This window comes from Vreelandella maris, from assembly GCF_013371085.1.
GTDB lineage: Bacteria > Pseudomonadota > Gammaproteobacteria > Pseudomonadales > Halomonadaceae > Vreelandella > Vreelandella maris.
On sequence record NZ_JABWCV010000034.1, the window covers coordinates 12,994 to 31,707 of the forward strand.

The 18,714-nt window shown below is 55.2% G+C and carries 14 protein-coding genes and 1 rRNA gene; 7 read left to right on the forward strand and 8 right to left on the reverse strand.

The window, feature by feature from the left end; translation table 11 throughout:
- Positions 1-44: 44 nt before the first annotated feature.
- Positions 45-1,721, forward strand: a complete 1,677-nt coding sequence (gene ligB, locus HUO07_RS19565; protein WP_176304890.1) for an NAD-dependent DNA ligase LigB — start codon at positions 45-47, stop codon at positions 1,719-1,721.
- Positions 1,722-1,729: 8 nt separating this feature from the next.
- Here ligB and HUO07_RS19570 read toward each other — a convergent pair whose 3' ends face one another.
- Entirely contained in the window at positions 1,730-2,665 is a 936-nt protein-coding gene (locus tag HUO07_RS19570; RefSeq protein ID WP_176304891.1) for an AEC family transporter, read from the reverse strand.
- 159 nt (positions 2,666-2,824) lie between these two features.
- On the opposite strand from HUO07_RS19570, the gene metF reads away from it, so the two are divergent.
- On the forward strand, positions 2,825-3,667 hold the full coding sequence (metF, locus tag HUO07_RS19575) for a methylenetetrahydrofolate reductase [NAD(P)H] (RefSeq protein WP_176304892.1): 843 nt from the start codon (positions 2,825-2,827) through the stop codon (positions 3,665-3,667).
- A gap of 94 nt (positions 3,668-3,761) precedes the next feature.
- On the opposite strand, the gene HUO07_RS19580 is transcribed toward metF, so the two are convergent.
- The 4 genes from HUO07_RS19580 to prlC form a co-directional block, all read right to left on the reverse strand.
- Complete coding sequence (locus HUO07_RS19580; RefSeq protein ID WP_176304893.1) at positions 3,762-5,963, reverse strand: TRAP transporter permease; 2,202 nt, start codon at positions 5,961-5,963, stop codon at positions 3,762-3,764.
- Between the two features lie 103 nt (positions 5,964-6,066).
- A complete protein-coding gene (locus tag HUO07_RS19585) occupies positions 6,067-7,059 on the reverse strand; it encodes a TAXI family TRAP transporter solute-binding subunit (RefSeq protein ID WP_176304894.1) in 993 nt (330 codons plus the stop codon).
- Positions 7,060-7,342: 283 nt separating this feature from the next.
- Positions 7,343-7,594: a YheV family putative zinc ribbon protein gene (locus HUO07_RS19590; RefSeq protein ID WP_008959640.1), complete on the reverse strand. Its 252-nt coding sequence runs from the start codon at positions 7,592-7,594 to the stop codon at positions 7,343-7,345.
- Between the two features lie 58 nt (positions 7,595-7,652).
- A complete protein-coding gene (gene prlC / locus HUO07_RS19595; protein WP_176304895.1) occupies positions 7,653-9,701 on the reverse strand; it encodes an oligopeptidase A in 2,049 nt (682 codons plus the stop codon).
- Between the two features lie 216 nt (positions 9,702-9,917).
- On the opposite strand from prlC, the gene HUO07_RS19600 reads away from it, so the two are divergent.
- From HUO07_RS19600 to HUO07_RS19610, 3 genes are all read left to right on the forward strand, one after another.
- Positions 9,918-11,258 (forward strand): sodium-dependent transporter, encoded by a 1,341-nt coding sequence (locus tag HUO07_RS19600; protein WP_176304896.1) that lies wholly within the window; start codon positions 9,918-9,920, stop codon positions 11,256-11,258.
- Positions 11,259-11,309: 51 nt separating this feature from the next.
- Positions 11,310-11,855: a gamma carbonic anhydrase family protein gene (locus HUO07_RS19605; RefSeq protein ID WP_176304897.1), complete on the forward strand. Its 546-nt coding sequence runs from the start codon at positions 11,310-11,312 to the stop codon at positions 11,853-11,855.
- A 127-nt stretch (positions 11,856-11,982) separates the two neighbouring features.
- Positions 11,983-12,654 carry a metal-dependent hydrolase gene (locus HUO07_RS19610; RefSeq protein WP_176304898.1) on the forward strand — a complete coding sequence of 224 codons (672 nt, stop codon included), beginning with the start codon at positions 11,983-11,985 and terminating at the stop codon, positions 12,652-12,654.
- Here the strand turns inward: HUO07_RS19610 and HUO07_RS19615 are convergent.
- Genes HUO07_RS19615 through HUO07_RS19625 form a run of 3 tightly spaced genes read right to left on the reverse strand, consistent with a single transcriptional unit; the run spans position 12,630 to position 16,694 of the window.
- Positions 12,630-14,012: a sigma-54-dependent transcriptional regulator gene (locus HUO07_RS19615; protein WP_176304899.1), complete on the reverse strand. Its 1,383-nt coding sequence runs from the start codon at positions 14,010-14,012 to the stop codon at positions 12,630-12,632. The two genes, HUO07_RS19610 and HUO07_RS19615, sit on opposite strands and share 25 nt — an antisense overlap.
- On the reverse strand, positions 14,005-15,924 hold the full coding sequence (locus HUO07_RS19620; protein ID WP_176304900.1) for a sensor histidine kinase: 1,920 nt from the start codon (positions 15,922-15,924) through the stop codon (positions 14,005-14,007). Before HUO07_RS19620 ends, HUO07_RS19615 begins: the two co-directional genes overlap by 8 nt.
- Entirely contained in the window at positions 15,921-16,694 is a 774-nt protein-coding gene (locus HUO07_RS19625; protein WP_008959633.1) for a GntR family transcriptional regulator, read from the reverse strand. The genes HUO07_RS19620 and HUO07_RS19625 overlap by 4 nt, the downstream gene beginning before the upstream one ends.
- A gap of 276 nt (positions 16,695-16,970) precedes the next feature.
- Here HUO07_RS19625 and lldD point away from each other — a divergent pair, with 276 nt between their 5' ends.
- Together lldD and HUO07_RS19635 are read left to right on the forward strand one after the other, a co-directional pair.
- Positions 16,971-18,125, forward strand: coding sequence for an FMN-dependent L-lactate dehydrogenase LldD (gene lldD / locus HUO07_RS19630; RefSeq protein ID WP_176304901.1), 1,155 nt, complete (start codon positions 16,971-16,973; stop codon positions 18,123-18,125).
- 469 nt (positions 18,126-18,594) lie between these two features.
- Positions 18,595-18,714, forward strand: a 16S ribosomal RNA gene (locus HUO07_RS19635); the annotation flags it as partial.

Below are 18,714 nucleotides of genomic sequence, written 5' to 3' on the forward strand. Positions count from 1 at the left end.
GCTAAGTCTATTTGCTAACGATTCGTGTGATGAGGAGGGGCAAGATGGCAAGTGGTCTCGTTGCGTGGGTATTCGCTAGCCTTATCGGGCTTGTCACTTTTTCCGCACAGGCTGCCGAGTGCCCTGATTGGTCGAAGGAGCGCTTAACTCGCGAAAGCCAAGCACTGGCCGAGCAGGTTCAGCGCTGGGATACCGCCTACCACGACGAAGGTATTGCGCTGATTGACGATGCCCTCTATGACCAAGCGGTAGAGCGCCTAGCCACTTGGCAGCGTTGCTTGGGCAATGTACCTGATCATCGTCCGCTTTCGCGCGTTACCCGAAGCAGCGGTACTCTCGATCATCCGGCGGCGCAGCGTGGGCTCACTAAAGCCGATGACGACGGAGTCAGGCGCTTTACCAGCCGCCGCGAGAACCTATGGATTCAACCCAAGGTAGACGGCGTGGCGATTACGCTGCGCTATGTCGATGGCGAATTGGTCGAAGCCGTTAGCCGTGGCGATGGCGAGCGGGGCCAGGATTGGACGAACCGGGTGCGCCAGTTACCCGCTGTTCCCAGTACGCTGCCTGAGCCTATTTCTGCGGTGCTCCAAGGCGAATTGTACTGGCGGCTAACCCAGCACGTGCAGTCAAGTTCACCCGCATCGGGTGCCCGGGGCGCAGTGGCGGGCGCAATGGCGCAGTCCTCTCCTACGGCGGCCACCCTTGAACGTATTGGTCTGTTTGTTTGGGATTGGCCCGACGGGCCTACTGGTATGGGCGAGCGTTTAGCGCGTCTTACCGCGCTGGGCTTTGATACTGCCAGCTATACCCAGCCGCTAGATGACCAACGTGATGCCACCTACTGGCGTGATAGCTGGTTCAATGGCCCGTTGCCGTTTGCCACCGATGGCGTGGTAATCAAGCAAGCAGAGCGTCCTGGCGTACGGCGCTGGTCGTCATCACCCCCTGAGTGGGCTGTCGCCTGGAAATACCCCGCTCAACAGGCGCTAGCGGAAGTACGCGGCATTGAATTTCGCGTAGGGCGTACCGGACGCGTGACGCCACTGGTGTGGCTTAACCCGGTACAACTGGAGGGGCGGCGCATCAGCCGTGTTTCGCTGGGTTCACTGGAACGCTGGGAGTCACTGGATATTCGCCCCGGCGACCAAGTGGCGATCTTCTTGGGCGGGTTAACGATTCCCCAGTTAAGCGAGGTGGTGTGGCATACCCAGGAGCGCTCGCCGTTGACTCCGCCTTCACCCCAGCGCTTTAACCTGCTGAGCTGCTTTGAATTAACCCCCGGTTGCGATGCACAACTGCTGGCGCGGCTCACCTACCTTGGCGAGCAGCTTGGCATGCAGGGTATTGGTGAAGGTACCTGGCAAGCGCTCATGGGCGCGGGCGTAGTCACCCATTTACTGGACTGGCTGGACGTTGAACCACGTCAGCTACAGCTGGCGTATGGTATTGGTGAGTTCACAGCCGCCGCGCTCACTGAGCAGTTTCAGGTTGCCCGAAGCAAGCCGTTTGCGGCATGGCTGAGTGCGTTGGGGGCGCCGCCGGGTAGCGAGTCAGTTCGTGGGGATTGGGATGATTTAGCAGGCTACCAGCGCGAAGATTGGCAAGCCGTTCCAGGCGTTGGCCCGGTCCGTGCTGAGGCGCTGGTAGCATTTTTCAGCCACCCCGACGTGCAGCGCATGGCTCTGCAGCTGCAGCAGGCGGGGGTTGCAGGTTTCTAGTTAGCTCACTAACAAAGCCCGGTGAGACGCAGCATCAAACCGAGATAAAGCGGAATCAGCAGCGGTGCAAGTAGGGTGGTGACCAGCACGGCTAATGCGCCTTTTTGTGGCTGAATGCCCAACTCCATCGCCACTACCACGACGTTAGCTGCCATGGGCACCACGCCCAACAGCAGCAGCGCCAGGGCCAGCTCCGTGGAAAGAGGCGCTACCCACTGCAAGGTTAAAACGGCCACTAGCATGGCCAGCGGCCACATTAGGTAGCGCAGGCCCACGCAAGTGGCCACAAAGCGCGTATCCCAGGCGGTAAGCGTCACTTGGCTAAGCGTCATGCCAATAATCATCATGCCCAGCAGGGTATAGGTGGCGGGGAACACCGCCAGTGAATTCATTACCCCAGCGGGCAGCGTTATCTTAAAGGCGCTAAGCAGTAACGCTAATAAGAATGCGTAGATAAGCGGTAAGCGAGAAATCTTGATCAAGCTTTCGCGTACCGAGAAGCGCCCACGAGCGCTGAGATAGAAGCCCACGGTAAATTCGTAGATATTGATTCCCAGCATACAGAACAGGTAAAGAGTAACGCCTTCAGGGGGGAGCAAAATCAGCGCAATCGGTAGACCGAAATAACCGGTATTGCCTGTCCCTGAGGAGAACGCCAGCAGGGCGGCCTCCTGCTCACCAAATCGGTGGCGAGTGAAACGTTGTACGGCGAGAGCCATCAGGCTTGCCACAATGAACAACGCTAATGTGAGCAATAGATAGTCAGGTGTAGGCCCACCGTTCATCAACGCGCGAAAAATCGTAAAGGGCGCAATGAGGTAAACCAGCAGCGTAGCAATCGGGCGAGGATCTAGTTTAAGCCGCTGTGCGGCGAGCCAGCCAAGCGCCACATAGCTCAGTAACATCAGTAGCGGACCAACCAGTGCCCCAGGTGCAAGATCCATTTATCCTCCCGTCGTAGGTTTAATGACTAGCTAGATGTAATGACTAGCGAACATGAGCCGAATTAAAGGCCGAGCGTGGAATCTTTCATTAGCCCCAGCGCGATGGAAAAGCGAGAATACCCCAAAATATCATCACTATTGATCTAAAAAGGAAATCCCATGAGCAGCCACGAGCATCCGTTAGGTATCAGCTTTGAGTTCTTCCCGCCCAATACCGATGCTGGGCGCGACAAGCTAATACACGTTCGCGATGAGCTGGCCGCCCGGAAACCACGTTTTTTCTCGGTAACTTACGGTGCTGGTGGTTCGACCCAGGCACGCACCCGCGAGGTAGTGCGTGCCGTCAGCGAGAGCGGCATCACCACGGCTCCGCACCTCTCCTGCATTGGTAGTGAGAAAGCCCAGCTGCGTGATTTGCTGGCGCAGTACCGTGAAGAGGGCGTAGATAGCCTGGTAGCGCTGCGTGGTGACATGCCCTCCGGTATGGGGAGCATTGGTGAACTACGTTATGCCAACGAACTGGTTGAGTTTATTCGCGCGGAAACCGGTGATCATTTCGATATCGCCGTAGCCGCTTATCCTGAATCTCATCCACAGGCCCCCAACCTAGATAAGGATGTGGAAAACTTTGCGCGTAAAATGAAGGCGGGGGCCAATATGGCCATCACCCAGTACTTCTTCACCGCTGACGCCTATTTCAACTTCGTCGATAAAGCTCGCGCGCTGGGCGTTGAACAGCCGATTATCCCCGGCATTATGCCGATTACCAACTACACCAAGCTGGCGCGTTTCTCTGACGCCTGTGGTGCCGAGATCCCGCGCTGGATTCGCAAGCAGTTGGAATCGTATGGTGATGACAGCGAAGCGATTGCCGCTTTTGGCACCGATGTGGTGAGCCGTCTTTGCCAACGGTTGCTGGATGGTGGCGCCCCAGGCCTGCACTTTTATACCCTTAACCAAGCCGCACCGGTGCTGAAGGTCGTCGACAACCTGACTGACTAATCCCCTTTATTTACTCGTTTGATGCTTACTAAAAACCCCGATCAACAAGGTTGAGCGGGGTTTTTTACGCTTCGTATTTAGTGGCTTAGACCACTCAGCCAGCTTGCGCTGTTTTATTACCACCGCCGTGTAGCTTGCGCTGCATCATAAATAGCACGATACCAATCGCAAGGCCTGCAATGTCGGTATAAATACCGCCATAGATCAAGAACAGCGCGCCTACAAGCATAACGATACGTTGCACTGTGTTAACGGGGCCAAAGAACCATTTCTGCACCATGCCCGAGAGCAGCACAATCCCTAGTGTCGCCGTTAAGCCAACGCGTAGGATCTGCATCGGCGAGCCTTCCATCAGCATGGCCGGGCTGTAGAAGAACATAAACGGCACAATGAACGCGGCCAAGCCAATCTTGAACGAGGCCACCGACGTGCCCATGGGGTTGTCGCCAGAGATGCCAGCCGCTGCATAGGAAGCCAAGGCAACGGGCGGAGTGATCGCCGACACGACTGCAAAATAGAACACGAAGAAGTGAGCGATCAGTGGCTCTATACCGATATTAATCAAGCCAGGTGCAACGACTGACGCGGCCACCGCATAGGCGGCGGTGGTGGGCATGCCCATCCCCAGCAAAATGCTGATCAACATGGCAAACACAAGCGCTAGCAGTTGGCTGACACCGGCTAAACCAAGCAGCAGCGACGAGAAGCGCGCACCGACACCCGTCAGCGAAATCACCCCGACGATTAAACCCGCACAGGCGCAGACGGCGATAATCTGAATCGACATGGTGCCCGCAATCTGCAGGGCTTTAAGAATCGCACGAAGGCCCATTTTGTTGGGCGAAATCCAGCTTACGACGGCGGCTGAAGCGGTTGCCAGGGTACCGGCGCGAATGACCGAGTAACCCATAAACAGCGCGACAATCAGAATAATAATGGGCGCAAACAGATAGACCTGTTTCACCAGCTTCGAGAACAGCGGGATCTCATCCTTGCGCATACCGCGCATGCCTTTACGGGCGGCTTCAAAGTCGACCATAAAGTAGATAGAGGCAAAATAGAGGATGGCAGGAATGATCGCCGCAATGGCAACTTCGGTATACGGAATACCGGTCACTTCAGCCATGATGAACGCGCCAGCACCCATGATCGGCGGCATGATCTGCCCACCGGTTGAGGCGGCGGCTTCGATGGCACCCGCACTACGCGCGGGGTAGCCGACTTTCTTCATCAAGGGAATGGTCAAGGAGCCGGTAGAAACAACGTTACCCGCCGATGTGCCATTGATCATGCCCATCAGGCCAGAGGCGAAAATAGCCACTTTAGCGGGGCCACCACGGGCACGACCCGCTGCGGCAAAGGCAAAGTTAACGAAGTAGTCGCCGACTTTAGAAGCCTGAAGAAATGCGGCAAAAATGATGAACAGAATAATATAGGTCGACGATACCGCTGTGGTGGGTCCTAGGATACCGGCATCGGTGTATACCTGGCTGAAGAAGCGCTGCAGTGACAGACCCGGATAACCCAAAAAGCCCGGCAAATAAGGACCGGCGAAAACATAGGTCAAAAAGACCGCAGAAATCACGACTAACGCTAAACCAGCGACTCGGCGAGTAAGTTCTAGAATCAGCAGAGAACCTGCGATGGCTGCCCAGGAAATGCCCGCTGGTGCAAAGGAGGTACCCGTCGACATACGGATATTGGTGTTATAAGCCACCAGCAAATAGCCTGCGCTCGCCATCGCGCAAACCATCAGCACCAAATCGGCAGGGTTGAAGCGGTGCCGAGCTTGACGGTAAAACCATGACAGCACAATCGCACCCGCCGTGGTCGCCATGAGCGGATAGCCGTAGTGCCAGTTTTCAACACTTGGGTCGATGCGCATGGCACTGCCGCTGAGCGTTTGATACATCACGAAAACTTGCGCCAAGGTATAGGCAGCGGGAATCAGTAGTGCATAGCTAACCCACTTAATCCAGGCGCCTGACGCCTGATGATCGTCCTCGGCAAAGCGGGCACCAGCAAATAGCCCGTAACCCAGAATAAGTGCACCGGCAATGTGTACGATTCGAAACGACCAGGTTTCCATCGGATACACGTTGAGTGAAATCAGATGGAAACTTGAGTAACCGATCGCTAATGCCGCAAATAGCAAGAATTGCCAGCCCGTAAACAGGCGGCGATTGGGTTCAACAACGTCGTCATCGACACCATCAGCAATAGACTCTGGTATCGCAGAAGCCGCGTGGGCATCATCCTTGAGGCCAGTGGGTTCTTGGTCGGTTTTGTGACTCATTAGAGTTCACCCTCACAGCAAAAGCAGACAAAGGGGGGGAGCAGCGAAAGCTGCCCCGCCCGGCGAAACCGGAAACGGGGCAGTTAGAACGGTTTAAGGTTGCTTAGTTGATCATGTCATCAGCAATTTCATAGCCGTTCTCTTCATACCAGCGAGCAGCACCAGGGTGGAACGGCAGCACGGTGTTGTGCTTGATGTTTTCTGGAATGGTGGTTTCAGCACTGCGGTGCACTGAGCGCATGCGGTCGTTGTTTTCCATGGTGGCCTTGGTGACTTCATAAACGAAGTCTTCCGGCAGATCACAGCCAGCGATAGCGAAGTTCCACATGGAGACAGCGCGAGCATCTTCTTCAAGCGTGGTGTAGGTGTTGGCCGGAATCATAAACTCAGCAACGGGGAAGTTTTCCAACACCGTGGCCAGCTCTTCCTCGTTAAATTCGATGATGTTGACGTCAGTTTGTACCTCCAACTGGCTAACGGCGGGGATCGGAATGCCCGCAGCGAAGGCAACAACGTCAAGCAGGCCATCCTGCAACTGACCGCCCAGGTCTGACCAGCCGCCGTTACGACGTTCAAAGTCAACGCCCAAGGTTTCTAAAATGGCCGGGAAGTAAGTGTCAGACGTTGAGGCAGCCGGGCCGAAACCGATGCGTGCGCCATCAGGAATGTCGGAGATTGACTCAATGCCGCTGTCAGCAAGCGCGGTAATGGAGAACGGCGTTTCGTACATGGGGAACATGGCGCATACATTGTCCATCTTCATACCAGGCGCCAGCGGGCTTTCGCCTTTAACGGCATCAGAAGCGGGACCCATGGTGGTTAAGCCAAATGCCATGTCGCCTGTGTGTACGAGTGCCAGGTTTTGAGTAGGGCCACCGGTGACTTCACCGCCACCCGATACACCCAGCTCATCAGCAATAAAGTTTGCCCAGCCTGAACCATAAACGAAGTAAGTGCCGCCTTGGCTTGCGGTACCTACAGTGAAGTTGTCAGGCCAACCGGAACGGTCTGCTTGAGCTTGAGCACTGCTGGCAGCCGCCACAAGCAGGGCGCTGCTGGCGAGAAGAGTGAACGTTTTAGGCATTTGATTGCGCATGGCGAAAGTTCCTAGCTGTTATTGGGGTTATAGTCTGATGATTCCGAGTAATAGCGCTCTTCGAACGGCATTAATCAGGCTATGCAGCAGTTATAACAGCGATAGTTGTGCCAGCTTACCTTTATGATTTTAAAATCAAACGCTTATAATTTTTTTATTCAACTTTGGTGGAAAGGGGATTTCGCTATTGTGTCCGGTTGTTCGCACGGCTGCGGCTTTTTAGTGTGCGGATAACCGCACACTTGCTGCGCCCTTCTGTTACGAACAGTGCGAGAGGAGGGAATTAGCGAGAAGACTTGCCGGGATCCATAATTCGTACGGGTTGCACATCCTGCTGTTTCTGATCATCGCGGACCTGGTTGACCCGGGTGGTCATCTCGGTAAGCGCATCTTCTTCGATAGGCAGTTGCTCAAAAAAATCGCAGCTGACGCACTCGCGATAGCGGATGCCGTTTTGTTCCCAGGCGCGGATACGATCCATCGCCGCACAGCGCGGGCAGGTAACACCGGCGATAAAGCGTTTAACAGTCGACATTCAAAACTCCAAACGCGTGGCACCCAAGGTGCCACGCATGGGAAAGGGTTTAAAAAGCTTAAGCAGCGCGAATGCCGCAGTGACGCAGCAGCGGTTCGACGCTGGGTTCACGGCCACGAAAGGCGACAAACAGATCCGCCGCGTCTCGGGCACCGCCTTGTTCGAGGATTTCGCAACGAAAGCGCTGTCCTGTTTCAGGGTCGAAGATACCGGCCTCTTCAAAGGCGCTCCAGGCATCCGCCGAGAGCACTTCCGCCCATTTATAGCTGTAATAACCGGCAGCGTAGCCCCCGGCAAATACGTGACCAAAGCTATTCTGAAAGCGGTTGTACGTTACTTTCGGCAATACTGATACGGCATCGCGCACTTCATCTAACAAGTTTTGTACGTCGCTGGCGCTGGGAGCGCTTAACTCGTGGTGCAGTCGTAAATCAAACAGCGAGAACTCGATTTGACGCATCATGCCCATCGCGGATTGGAAATTCTTAGCCGCTTGCAGGCGCTCAAGCAGCTCTGCAGGTAGCGCTTCTCCGCTATCCACGTGCTTGGCGAGCAAGTCTAGCCCTTCGCGCTCCCAGCAGTAGTTTTCCATAAACTGGCTGGGCAGTTCGACAGCATCCCAGGCAACGCCATTAATGCCGGAAATATCGGCAATATCCTGTTTGGTCAGCATATGGTGAAGACCGTGACCAAACTCATGGAACAGCGTGGTGACTTCATCGTGGGTGAGCAGCGCAGGGCGACCGCCTACCGGGGCCGTGAAGTTGCAGGTTAAAAAGGCGACAGGCAATTGCAGGCCCTGCTCTGTTTGACGCCGCACGCGGCAATCAGCCATCCAAGCGCCGCCCCGCTTCCCTTCACGGGCGTAGAGATCTAGATAAAAACCGGCAATCGGCTGGCCGTTTTCGGTGATGCGGAAATAGCGTACGTCAGGGTGGTAACGGGGCGCTTCAGTATCTTCTTCAAAGCGTACGCCATAAAGACGCTCGACCACCTGAAACAAGCCATCGACCACCCGTGGCGCGGGAAAGTAAGGTCGTAATTGCTCTTGAGATATCGCATGGCGCGCTTCGCGCAATTTTTCACTGGCATAGGCAACATCCCACGGTTCTAACGTTTCCAGGCCAAGTTCATCACGGGCATAAGTGCTTAGCTCGGCAAACTCTTCTTGCGCCTGGGGAAGCGCCCGGCGGGCTAAATCGTTGAGAAAGTCGAGCACTTGTTCGGGGGACTCTGCCATTTTGGTGGTCAGTGAATAATCAGCGTAGGTATCAAAGCCGAGTAGTTGGGCAATTTCGCTACGTAGCGCCAGTATCTCTTCCATGATCGCGGCATTATCAAACTTGCCCGCGTCGGGGCCCTGATCTGAGGCGCGGGTAACGAAGGCGGTATACACTTCGCGACGCAGCTCGCGGTTGTCAGCGTAGCTAACCACCGGGAAAAAACTGGGGAAATCCAGGGTAATACGGTAGCCCGTCACGCCTTTCGCTTCGGCAGTCGCTTTTAATGTTTCAAGGGCGCTTTCGGGTACGCCTGCTAAGGCTTCTTGGCTATCGATATCTTTATGCCATGCTTGAGTGGCATCCAGCACGTTATTCGAGAACTGGTTTGACAGCATGGAGAGCCGCGACTGAATCTCGCCGTAGCGGGCTTTTTTGTCTGCGGGAAGGTCAACACCGGCCAGACGAAAATCGCGCAGCGCATTCTCAACAGTACGGCGCTGTGCGGCATCCAGGGTTTCCCAGGCCGGGCCCTCTTTTAGCGCTTGCCAGCCATGAAACAGCCCTTCGTGTTGGCCAACCCAGGTGCCAAAAGCGGAGAGTTTTTCAAGGCATGCCTGATATGCTTCGCGCAATTCTGGAGAGTTCATGGTGCCGTTAAGGTGCGAGACCGGTGACCATGCTTTAGTCAGCCGGTCATTGACGGCTTCGAGTGGCACCGCAAAATTCTCCCAGCTTGGCGGGGCGGCGGCTGCCTGTTCGGCGAGGCGGTCAATGGCTTCGCGGCTCTCGCTAAGCAGCGTTTCCACAGCGGGCTCCACATGCTCGGCGCGAATTTCAGCAAAGGGGGGTAGCTCGTGCGTTTCAAGCAGCGGATTGGTGGACATAGGCACCTCGAGTGGCATCGTTTTTAAAACCGTATAGGAAGCGCAAAACGCGCAATAATAATGACACAGTGCGGGCGGCGGGGCTGCGTTTCAATGTTCGCTTCAATAACTATAACAACGATGTTTAATATCCGGGTTTACGCTTAGGGTTTGGCCTGCACGCAAGCGCCTGCTAGTCTTGCCGCCTTTTATTGCCACCAATGGCAGGAGCATGTGATGAGCGAGACGCTGGAGCGCTGGGGGTCGAAGCGGGCCTTTATCTTGGCGGTAACAGGTGCTGCGGTGGGGTTAGGCAACATCTGGCGCTTTCCTTATGTGGCGGGAGAGAACGGCGGCGCGGCCTTTTTGCTGATTTACGTGGCGTTCGTGCTGCTGCTGGGTATTCCCGTAATGATGGCCGAGATTCTGATTGGCCGTGCCGGTCGGCGTGGGCCGATGCAGGCGTTGGGGGCTTTGGCGGCCGAGGCGGGGGCTTCCCCTCACTGGCGTTGGCTGGGGTTGTTCGGGGCGTTCACCGTGTTCTGTATCTTGTCGTTCTATTCGGTGGTCTCCGGCTGGTCGATTGAGTTTTTGGTGGCCTCCGTTAACGGCAATTTTAATGGCGCGAGTGCCGCTGAGATCGGTGCCAGCTTTGAATCTTTTTTAGCCAATCCGGGGCTGCTGATTTTTAATCATTCGTTGTTTCTGTTTATGACCATGACCGTGGTAGCGGCGGGCGTTGCCAAGGGGCTGGAGCGGTTGAACAACCTGCTGATGCCGCTGTTGTATCTGTTGTTACTGCTGCTGGCGGGCTATGCCGCGACGACCGATGGTTTTGGTACGGCGCTGGCGTGGCTGTTCTTACCCTCTTTCGAGGCGCTGACACCATCGGTAGTGGTGCATGCCATGGGCCATGCCTTCTTCACGTTGGCGGTGGGGGCCTGTGCATTAATGGCCTATGGCGCTTATATGCCGGAAGAGCAAAGCTTACCCAAGGCGGCGGTTGCAGTCGCAGTGCTCGATATCAGCGTGGCATTGCTGGCGGGGATCGCCATTTTCTCAGTGGTGTTCGCGCAAGGCATGGACCCTGCCGACGGCCCGGGCTTGATGTTTGTGACGTTGCCTATCGCCTTTTCTGAGTTGCCGTGGGGCTCGGCATGGCTAAGCGTGTTCTTTTTACTGCTGCTGTTGGCCACCTGGACATCGGCGATAAATCTGGCGGAGCCGATGGTCGCCACGCTGCAAGGGCTAGGGCTGCGTCGCAGTATCTCGACGGCGATCGTAGCGCTCAGTGTCTGGTTGATCGGGCTATTATCAGCCTTCTCCTTCTCCTCCCTAGCTGAATTTCGGCCACTGTTCGGGCGCAACGTCTTTGAGCTTGTTAGCAGTATACCGCCGGATGTCTTCCTTCCCTTGGGCGGCCTGCTAATCGCAGTTTTTGCGGCTTGGGTTATGCCTCGCAAGAGAGTGGTCAGCGCGTTAGGCGTTGGTGAGAGCGGCTATTTAGTGTGGCGTAATATCATTCGCTGGGTGTCGATTCCGCTGACCTTTATTGTTCTATTGGCTGGGTTGCTATAGTGGATTGATCAAGTTCTCTACGTTTTCCATCCAACATTTCAGGAGCGAGTGATGAGCAGTGCGCTAAGAGGCTATCAAGGTATCGAACCCCAATTGGGTGAGCGTGTTTATATTGATCCAGCCAGTGTGGTCATTGGCGATGTGGTGCTGGGTGACGACTGCTCCGTGTGGCCAATGACGGTGATTCGCGGCGATATGCACCGTATTCGTATCGGCGCACGAACGAGCGTGCAGGATGGCAGCGTGCTGCATATTACCCACGCCAGTGACTTCAGCCCCGACGGCTTTCCGCTCACTATTGGGGACGATGTGACTATTGGCCATAAAGCGATTCTGCATGGCTGCACGCTGGGCAGCCGGATACTGGTAGGGATGGGCGCGATTGTGATGGATGGCGCGGTCGTCGAAGATGAGGTCATTATCGCCGCGGGTGCAGTCGTTACGCCGGGTAAACATTTGGAAAGTGGTTATGTGTATGCTGGTAATCCGGCCAAAGCGATGCGGCCGCTGAAAGATAAAGAGCGCGCTTTCTTCCCCTATACCGCCGGTAACTACGTCAAATTAAAAGAACGTTTCTTGGCAGAAGCGTCTCTTTAATCATTTTTCTTAAAGCAGCCTAAGCAGTTGCTCAGCCAACCTTTTTTCTAAATAATTCATGTCGCGGCCGCAAGAAATCTGTTAATTTATACAGTTTTCTGTTTTGCAGACTCTGGGATGCCGCGTCATGGCTAATTTTCGCACGCATATTACGGTAGCAGCGGCGGGCGGCATGCTAGTAGCTTACGCAGGCTGGAAAGGCCAATGGTGGCCGCCTTCCCAGGCGGTGGTGATGATTGCGTTAGTCGCGTTTGGTGGCATTCTGCCCGATATTGATGCCGACCGCTCTCACTCTATCCGTTTGATATTCAACCTACTTTCAGTGCCCGCTTTGGTGCTGGGGGCACTGTTGCTTCAGCCCTGGCTAACGCCTGGTGCGCTGTTGGTTGCCTGTGGTGGGATCTACTTCTGTGTTCGCTATTTGGCGGGCGTACTATTTTCGCGTCTAACCGTTCACCGTGGTATTTGGCACTCTCTGCTGGCGGGTGGGCTATGTAGCCTACTGGCCGCCACGTTTAGTTTTAACTTACTTGGCCAGCCAGCGTGGTTGGCCTGGTCCCACGGGGCTGCCACGTTGGTTGGTTTTTTGATTCATCTGAGTTTGGATGAAATATATAGCGTTGACCTGGAGGGCGCCCGGCTAAAGCGTTCGTTTGGAACGGCGCTGAAGTTAGGCGATAGCCGTCGGCCGATGTCCAATCTGTTGATGCTGATTGCGACGTTTACGCTGATTCCCTGGGTGCCGCCCTGGTCGGTACTGGGTGAATTGCTGCATCAAGGCTCGCTGCTGTGGCGGTAGTCGTCGGCGTTGAGTCCGTGCTTTTTAAGTTTGTCGTAAAAGGTTTTGCGCGGAATGCCTAAGTGGCGACACACGTCGGTTACTCGGCCGTGGTAGCGCGCCAATGATTGGCTGATCAGGCTCTTTTCAAACAGCTCTACCTGGCGTGGCAGAGTGAGCTCTTCGGTATCGGCGTTGACCCCTTCCAGCAGCGCGTCCAGGCGGTAATCAAAAGCAGCACCCAGCAGCACATAACGCTCAGCAAGGTTACGCAGCTCGCGTACATTGCCGGGCCAGTCGTGGGCCAGCAGGGCGGCAATAGCAGGGCTGTCGAGGGTTGGCGCTTCCAACCCGCTGCGGTTGGCAGCCACCACGGCAAAGTGTTGAAACAGTAAAGGAATATCTTCGCGCCGCTCACGCAGCGCGGGCAGCGGCAGGGTAACCACGTTCAGCCGGTAGTATAGATCTTCGCGAAAATTTCCCTCTTCGGAGGCGGTTTTGAGATCGACCTTGGTGGCCGCAATCACGCGGATATTGAGCGGCACGGTTTCATTGGCGCCTAACCGCTCGACGCTGCGCTCTTGAAGTACCCGCAGCAGTTTGACCTGCAGCGCCATGGGCATCGATTCAATTTCATCTAAAAATACCGTGCCGCCATTAGCGTGTTCAAACTTGCCGATGCGCCGTTCTACGGCGCCAGTAAAGGCGCCTTTTTCATGACCAAACAGCTCGGACTCAATGGTATTTTCGGGCACGGCACCACAGTTAATCGCCATAAACGGGCTGTTACGCCGGGCGCTGCGCTCGTGAATGGCGCGGGCGACCAAGTCTTTGCCGGTGCCTGTCTCGCCAAACAGCAATACATCGGCTTCCACTTGGCTGATGCGCTGAATCATCGCGGCCAGCCGTGAAATGATCGGTGTGCGCCCTACTAACCGTGGTCCTAATGCGGCTTGTTGCACCTCTAGTTCCGCTTTTAGGCGATGGTTTTCCAAACTGAGCTGGCGCTTTTCAATACCACGACGTACCACATCCAGCAGTTGATCACCGGCAAAGGGCTTCTCGAGAAAATCCCAGGCGCCTGCGCGCATGGCTTCTACCGCGGTAGAAATATCGCCGTGGCCGGTGATTAAAATAATTGGCAGGGTGGCATCGCGGCTGTGTAGCTCATGCAGTAACGCCATACCATCCATCCCCGGCATGCGGATATCGCTCACAATCACGCCGGGGAAGTCCGGCGTTAATGCCGCCAGCGCTTGTTCTGCCGATTCAAAGCAGTAGGGCGTGTAGCCCGCAAGTTCGAGGGTTTGGCTGGCGGTGATCCGCAGATGCGGTTCGTCGTCGATCACCATGACCGGCAGCGTCGACGGCTCATGCATAGTGAGTGCGCTCCTGGGGGTGCGTAAATATTGAGTGGGGCAGGGTAATGGTGAAACAGGCGCCCCCTTCGGGTTGGTTAGCAGCCTGCAGCTTGCCGCCTAGATCGTCCATGATACGTGACGAGATTGAAAGCCCTAGACCCAAGCCACTCCCTGGCGCCTTGGTGGTAAAAAAGGGTTCAAAAATATGCCCTAAATGCTCCTCGGGGATGCCAGGGCCGTTATCGGTAACGCTGATAACGACCTGCTGCTGGTGGGTATGCGCCCCTAAGGTCAGTTGCGGGGCCGGCACGCCTTTCATAGCCTGCAGTGCATTGCCGATTAAGTTAACCAGCACCTGTTCCAGCCGCACCAGGTCGCCTTTTACCCACAGCGTTTCATCGGGCCAATCCTGAATAATGCTGATATTGCCTTCGCGCAGGCGGCTTTGAAACAGGCGTAAGGCGTAGTCGATACAGGCTTGTACCGATATCGTCTCCTGGCGTTCGCTGCTTTTGCGCGAAAACTGCCGCAGCTGGGCGCTGATATCCGCCATGCGTTCGGTCAGCTCGACAATTTGTTCCAGATTGGCATCCGCCTTGTCGTGGCGGGCTAATGCGATAAAGCGACGGGCGTTTTCTGCGTAGGCTCGAATAGCCGCCAGCGGTTGATTGAGTTCATGGTTGATGCCCGCGGCGAGTTGCCCTAATACCGCCAGTTTGGCGGCTTGAATAAGCTCATCCTGGGTTTGACGCAAGTTGGCTTCAGCGCGGCGACGTTCTTCAATTTCATCGGAAAGGCGCTGATTACTGGCCACCAGGTCACGAGTGCGGCGTTCAACGCTGACTTCTAGTTCGTCACGCACGCGGGCCAAAGTGTTGCGCTCGCGTTGGGCAAATGCTTCCCGCTCACGACGTAGCCTTAGACGCTGCCAACCAATACCCACACCAAGCGTCACCACGCCGTAAAGGCCGCCTGCCATGAGGGCGGCAATCCATTGGGCGCTAATCACTGGTGTTAGCGGCTTTAAAATATGCATTTGCCAGCCAAACTCAGGAATATGCCGGGTCAGGCTAAGGTAGTCGCCGTTGCTTAGCGGGCCCTGGGAAAAACTGACCAGCTGACTGCCCTGGCGGTAAGGCGCATCGACTTCTATACCCGAAGGCGACAGCGGCTCCATGGCGTAGCGGCGAGTGTCGTGCAGTGTTTGGCGCTGTTCATCGCTGAGCGGGTAAAGTGCGTTCATGCGCAACTCTGGGTGGCTGGCCATGAAAATGATGTTGTCGCTATCGGTGACAAACAGCTCGGCATCCTGTTCCGCCCAGCTCTCTTCAACGTCATCCAGCAGGACTTTTACCACTAACACCCCGTCTGGCTGTGAATCTGGCGAGGTGTCGTCTAGCCACACAGGCGAAGAAAAGTAGTAGCCCCGCTCAAGAGATTTGATGCCCAAACCAAAAAACCGGCCCTGGCCGCCTGCAATGGCATCGGTGTAGTAGGAACGAAACGCATAGTTCTGGCCAATAAAGGTGTTGGGGCGGTGCCAGTTGCTGGCGGCGATCGTGTCACCATCGCGGTTGAGCAGATAGACGTCCGACACGCCCGCTGTGAAGCGGAAACGGTCCAGTAGCATATTCAATGGCATCGGGTCTTGACTGTCGGGAGAGGCCAGAAAGCGCTGCACGCCTTCCCGGGTAGCAAGCATTTGCGGCAGGTAGTCGTAGCGCAGCAAATAGCCGTTCAAGTTGGCGGCAGACAGTCGCAGCTCGTTTTCAGCATCGTCCTGCAAGTTGGAAAGCGCTTGCTCACGCGCTAGGTGAGCAGCCTGCCAAACACATAACAGCAAGCCGAGCGAAATGACCAGTAGCCACAGGCGCCGCCAACGTAGCGGTAAAGGAGCCGGGGCTTGATTGGTCATGGCAGCGCTGTTCATGCCGGTGTCTTGCTATTGCCTTGGGCGCGGCGAAGGGCGCGCTGGGCGCGTGTCTCTGCTCGAGCCATTTCCAACAACCCTTCTTCAACAAACACCAGATGTTCGTGGGCGCGAGTGCGGGCATCTTCTGCGCGCCCTTCTAAAATGGCATTGAGTAGAGCGCGGTGCTGTTGCATTAATTGGCTGCGTGAACCTTCCTTGGCAAACAAGTGGGCGAGATTATTAACAATGCTTTTCTCCAGCAGGTGAAAAATGCCGCGAATGGTGTGTAGCAGCAAAACATTATGGGCAGCCTCGGCAATCGCAAGGTGGAACGCTGCATCCAGTTTCGCTTCTTGAATAGGGTCGGCACCGGCAAAACCGCCGTCGAGCTCTTCAAAGCGCTGAATAAGAACGGCTTTATCGGCAGGTGTTGAACGTAGTGCAGCGTAATAAGCAGAGATTCCTTCCATGGCATCTCGGAATTCGAGTAAATCCAGGTTGAACTCGTCGTGGCGGGAAAGCATTTCCAGCAATGGGTCGGTATAACCATTGCTGAGATCGTCGTTAACAAAAGTACCGCCGCCTTGGCGGCTGGTTAGTAAACCGCGAGCCGCTAGTTTTTGGATTGCTTCACGTAAAGAAGGACGCGAGACGCCGAAGCGTTCAGCCAATTCACGCTCAGGAGGCAGGCGTTGCCCTGGTTTTAGGCTGCCTTCCAACATCATGGCTTCTAGGCGCTCAGTAATTACATCGGCCAAGCGCTGCTGGCGGAGCGGTGGGTAGCTCATGTTGGTCGGCTCCTTTAATTGGTAAGACCAATATTAAGGGCTTTGAAGCCTTAGCTCAAGAGTCTGTAGGGTAGGGCGGTGCTGGGCCCCATGAATAGCGGCTTTAAACTAAAGTATAGCGCAGTGGAATGCTATAAAGCGGCATCATGGTTTGACACGCTTAAGGCGCCTCACTAATGTTGGCGTTACTTTTTTGTCAATTGGTAAAACCAATTCTAGCAATTGAGCGTCGATGTAAAACGCATCCACTGCATAGACTATTGCACAGGGCTATCCATGATCATTTCAGCTTCCACGGATTACCGACAAGCGGCCAAACGCCGTATCCCGCCCTTTTTGTTTCATTACGCGGACGGCGGGTCTTATACCGAGCATACGCTGCGGCGTAATGTCGAGGATCTTGCCGGTATCGCGTTACGTCAGCGCGTGCTGAAGGATATGTCTTCATTGTCACTGGAGACCGAGCTGTTCGGTGAGAGCCTTGCCATGCCGATTGCTTTGGCGCCGGTGGGGTTGGCAGGCATGTATGCAAGACGCGGTGAAGTGCAGGCGGCGCGCGCAGCTACTAATAAAGGTATACCGTTTACGCTGTCGACAGTATCGGTGTGTCCAATCGATGAAGTAGCCTCGGCAGTCGATCGGCCTATCTGGTTTCAGCTCTATGTGTTGAAAGACCGTGGCTTTATGAAGCATGCATTGGAGAAAGCTAAGGCCGCTGGCGTCGAAACGCTGGTTTTTACCGTCGATATGCCGGTGCCTGGGGCGCGTTATCGTGATGCGCACTCTGGTATGAGCGGCAAGTATGGGCCAATCCGGCGAATGGCGCAGGCCGCAATGCATCCTTTCTGGGCTTGGGATGTGGGCGTTCATGGCCGCCCTCATGATCTAGGTAACGTGTCTGATTATCGCGGTAAACCAACGGAGCTGGAAGATTATATTGCATGGCTTGGTGACAACTTCGATCCGGCTATTTCCTGGAAAGACCTGGAGTGGATTCGGGAGTTCTGGGATGGCCCTATGATCATCAAGGGCATACTTGATCCCGAAGACGCTCGTGAGGCGGTTCGCTTTGGCGCGGATGGCATTGTTGTTTCTAATCATGGTGGACGCCAGCTTGATGGGGTACTTTCTACCGCGCGTGCTTTGCCTGCTATCGCCGATGCGGTTAAAGGTGACATAGCGATACTGGCTGATTCTGGTATACGCAGCGGACTTGATGTCGTGCGGATGATTGCTATGGGTGCTGACACGGTATTGCTTGGGCGTGCCTACATCTATGCTCTTGCCACTGCCGGCGAGGCTGGCGTTACCCATTTGCTTGAGTTATTCGAAAAAGAAATGCGGGTAGCAATGACACTCACCGGGGCACATAGCATCGCTGACCTCGGGTCTGATTCTTTGGTTCCAAATTCGCTCCGCGATGTCTATTGAGCGTCGCTTGCGCCTTATTAATATCAATATTAAAAAAGCCCTTGCCAACCCGGCCGCGAAACCGTAAAGTACGCATCCGCTGCCGGGGACGCCAAGCGTTACCAGCGGTGAATAAGGTGTAAAAGCCTTGGTTTGTCAGGAAGTTAGCGCACGTTTCATCGCTCGCTTCACTCGCTAAATACAGCGGTTGACAACCACCAGGAAATGCGTAGAATACGCCTTCCTCGCTGCGGCAAGCCAAGTCAACGGCTCGCCAGGTTGCTTTCACAGTAACCACGACAGCGAAACAGCTCTTTAACAATTTGATCAGGTAATTCATGTGGGCGCTTGCTGACGTTGGTGACAAATCACCAAATATCAAGGCAAGCGGTCATGACAATGTAAATTGAAATGAATTCGTTTGAACCTTGAGCCAAGTTTGGTTCGCTTCTGTCACTTTCGGGTGGCGGGTAAGAACCGCATAGATCTTAAACTGAAGAGTTTGATCATGGCTCAGATTGAACGCTGGCGGCAGGCCTAACACATGCAAGTCGAGCGGTAACAGGGGTAGCTTGCTACCCGCTGACGAGCGGCGGACGGGTGAGTAATG

Bases quoted from the DNA above. Each gene is read 5' to 3' on its own strand.
- lldD (WP_176304901.1), top strand. From the start codon at position 16,971: ATGATCATTTCAGCTTCCACGGATTACCGACAAGCGGCCAAACGCCGT.
- prlC (WP_176304895.1), bottom strand. From the start codon at position 9,701: ATGTCCACCAATCCGCTGCTTGAAACGCACGAGCTACCCCCCTTTGCT.
- HUO07_RS19600 (WP_176304896.1), top strand. From the start codon at position 9,918: ATGAGCGAGACGCTGGAGCGCTGGGGGTCGAAGCGGGCCTTTATCTTG.
- HUO07_RS19620 (WP_176304900.1), bottom strand. From the start codon at position 15,924: ATGAACAGCGCTGCCATGACCAATCAAGCCCCGGCTCCTTTACCGCTA.
- HUO07_RS19625 (WP_008959633.1), bottom strand. From the start codon at position 16,694: ATGAGCTACCCACCGCTCCGCCAGCAGCGCTTGGCCGATGTAATTACT.
- HUO07_RS19605 (WP_176304897.1), top strand. From the start codon at position 11,310: ATGAGCAGTGCGCTAAGAGGCTATCAAGGTATCGAACCCCAATTGGGT.
- HUO07_RS19610 (WP_176304898.1), top strand. From the start codon at position 11,983: ATGGCTAATTTTCGCACGCATATTACGGTAGCAGCGGCGGGCGGCATG.
- HUO07_RS19590 (WP_008959640.1), bottom strand. From the start codon at position 7,594: ATGTCGACTGTTAAACGCTTTATCGCCGGTGTTACCTGCCCGCGCTGT.
- HUO07_RS19570 (WP_176304891.1), bottom strand. From the start codon at position 2,665: ATGGATCTTGCACCTGGGGCACTGGTTGGTCCGCTACTGATGTTACTG.
- metF (WP_176304892.1), top strand. From the start codon at position 2,825: ATGAGCAGCCACGAGCATCCGTTAGGTATCAGCTTTGAGTTCTTCCCG.
- ligB (WP_176304890.1), top strand. From the start codon at position 45: ATGGCAAGTGGTCTCGTTGCGTGGGTATTCGCTAGCCTTATCGGGCTT.
- HUO07_RS19615 (WP_176304899.1), bottom strand. From the start codon at position 14,012: ATGCATGAGCCGTCGACGCTGCCGGTCATGGTGATCGACGACGAACCG.
- HUO07_RS19585 (WP_176304894.1), bottom strand. From the start codon at position 7,059: ATGCGCAATCAAATGCCTAAAACGTTCACTCTTCTCGCCAGCAGCGCC.
- HUO07_RS19580 (WP_176304893.1), bottom strand. From the start codon at position 5,963: ATGAGTCACAAAACCGACCAAGAACCCACTGGCCTCAAGGATGATGCC.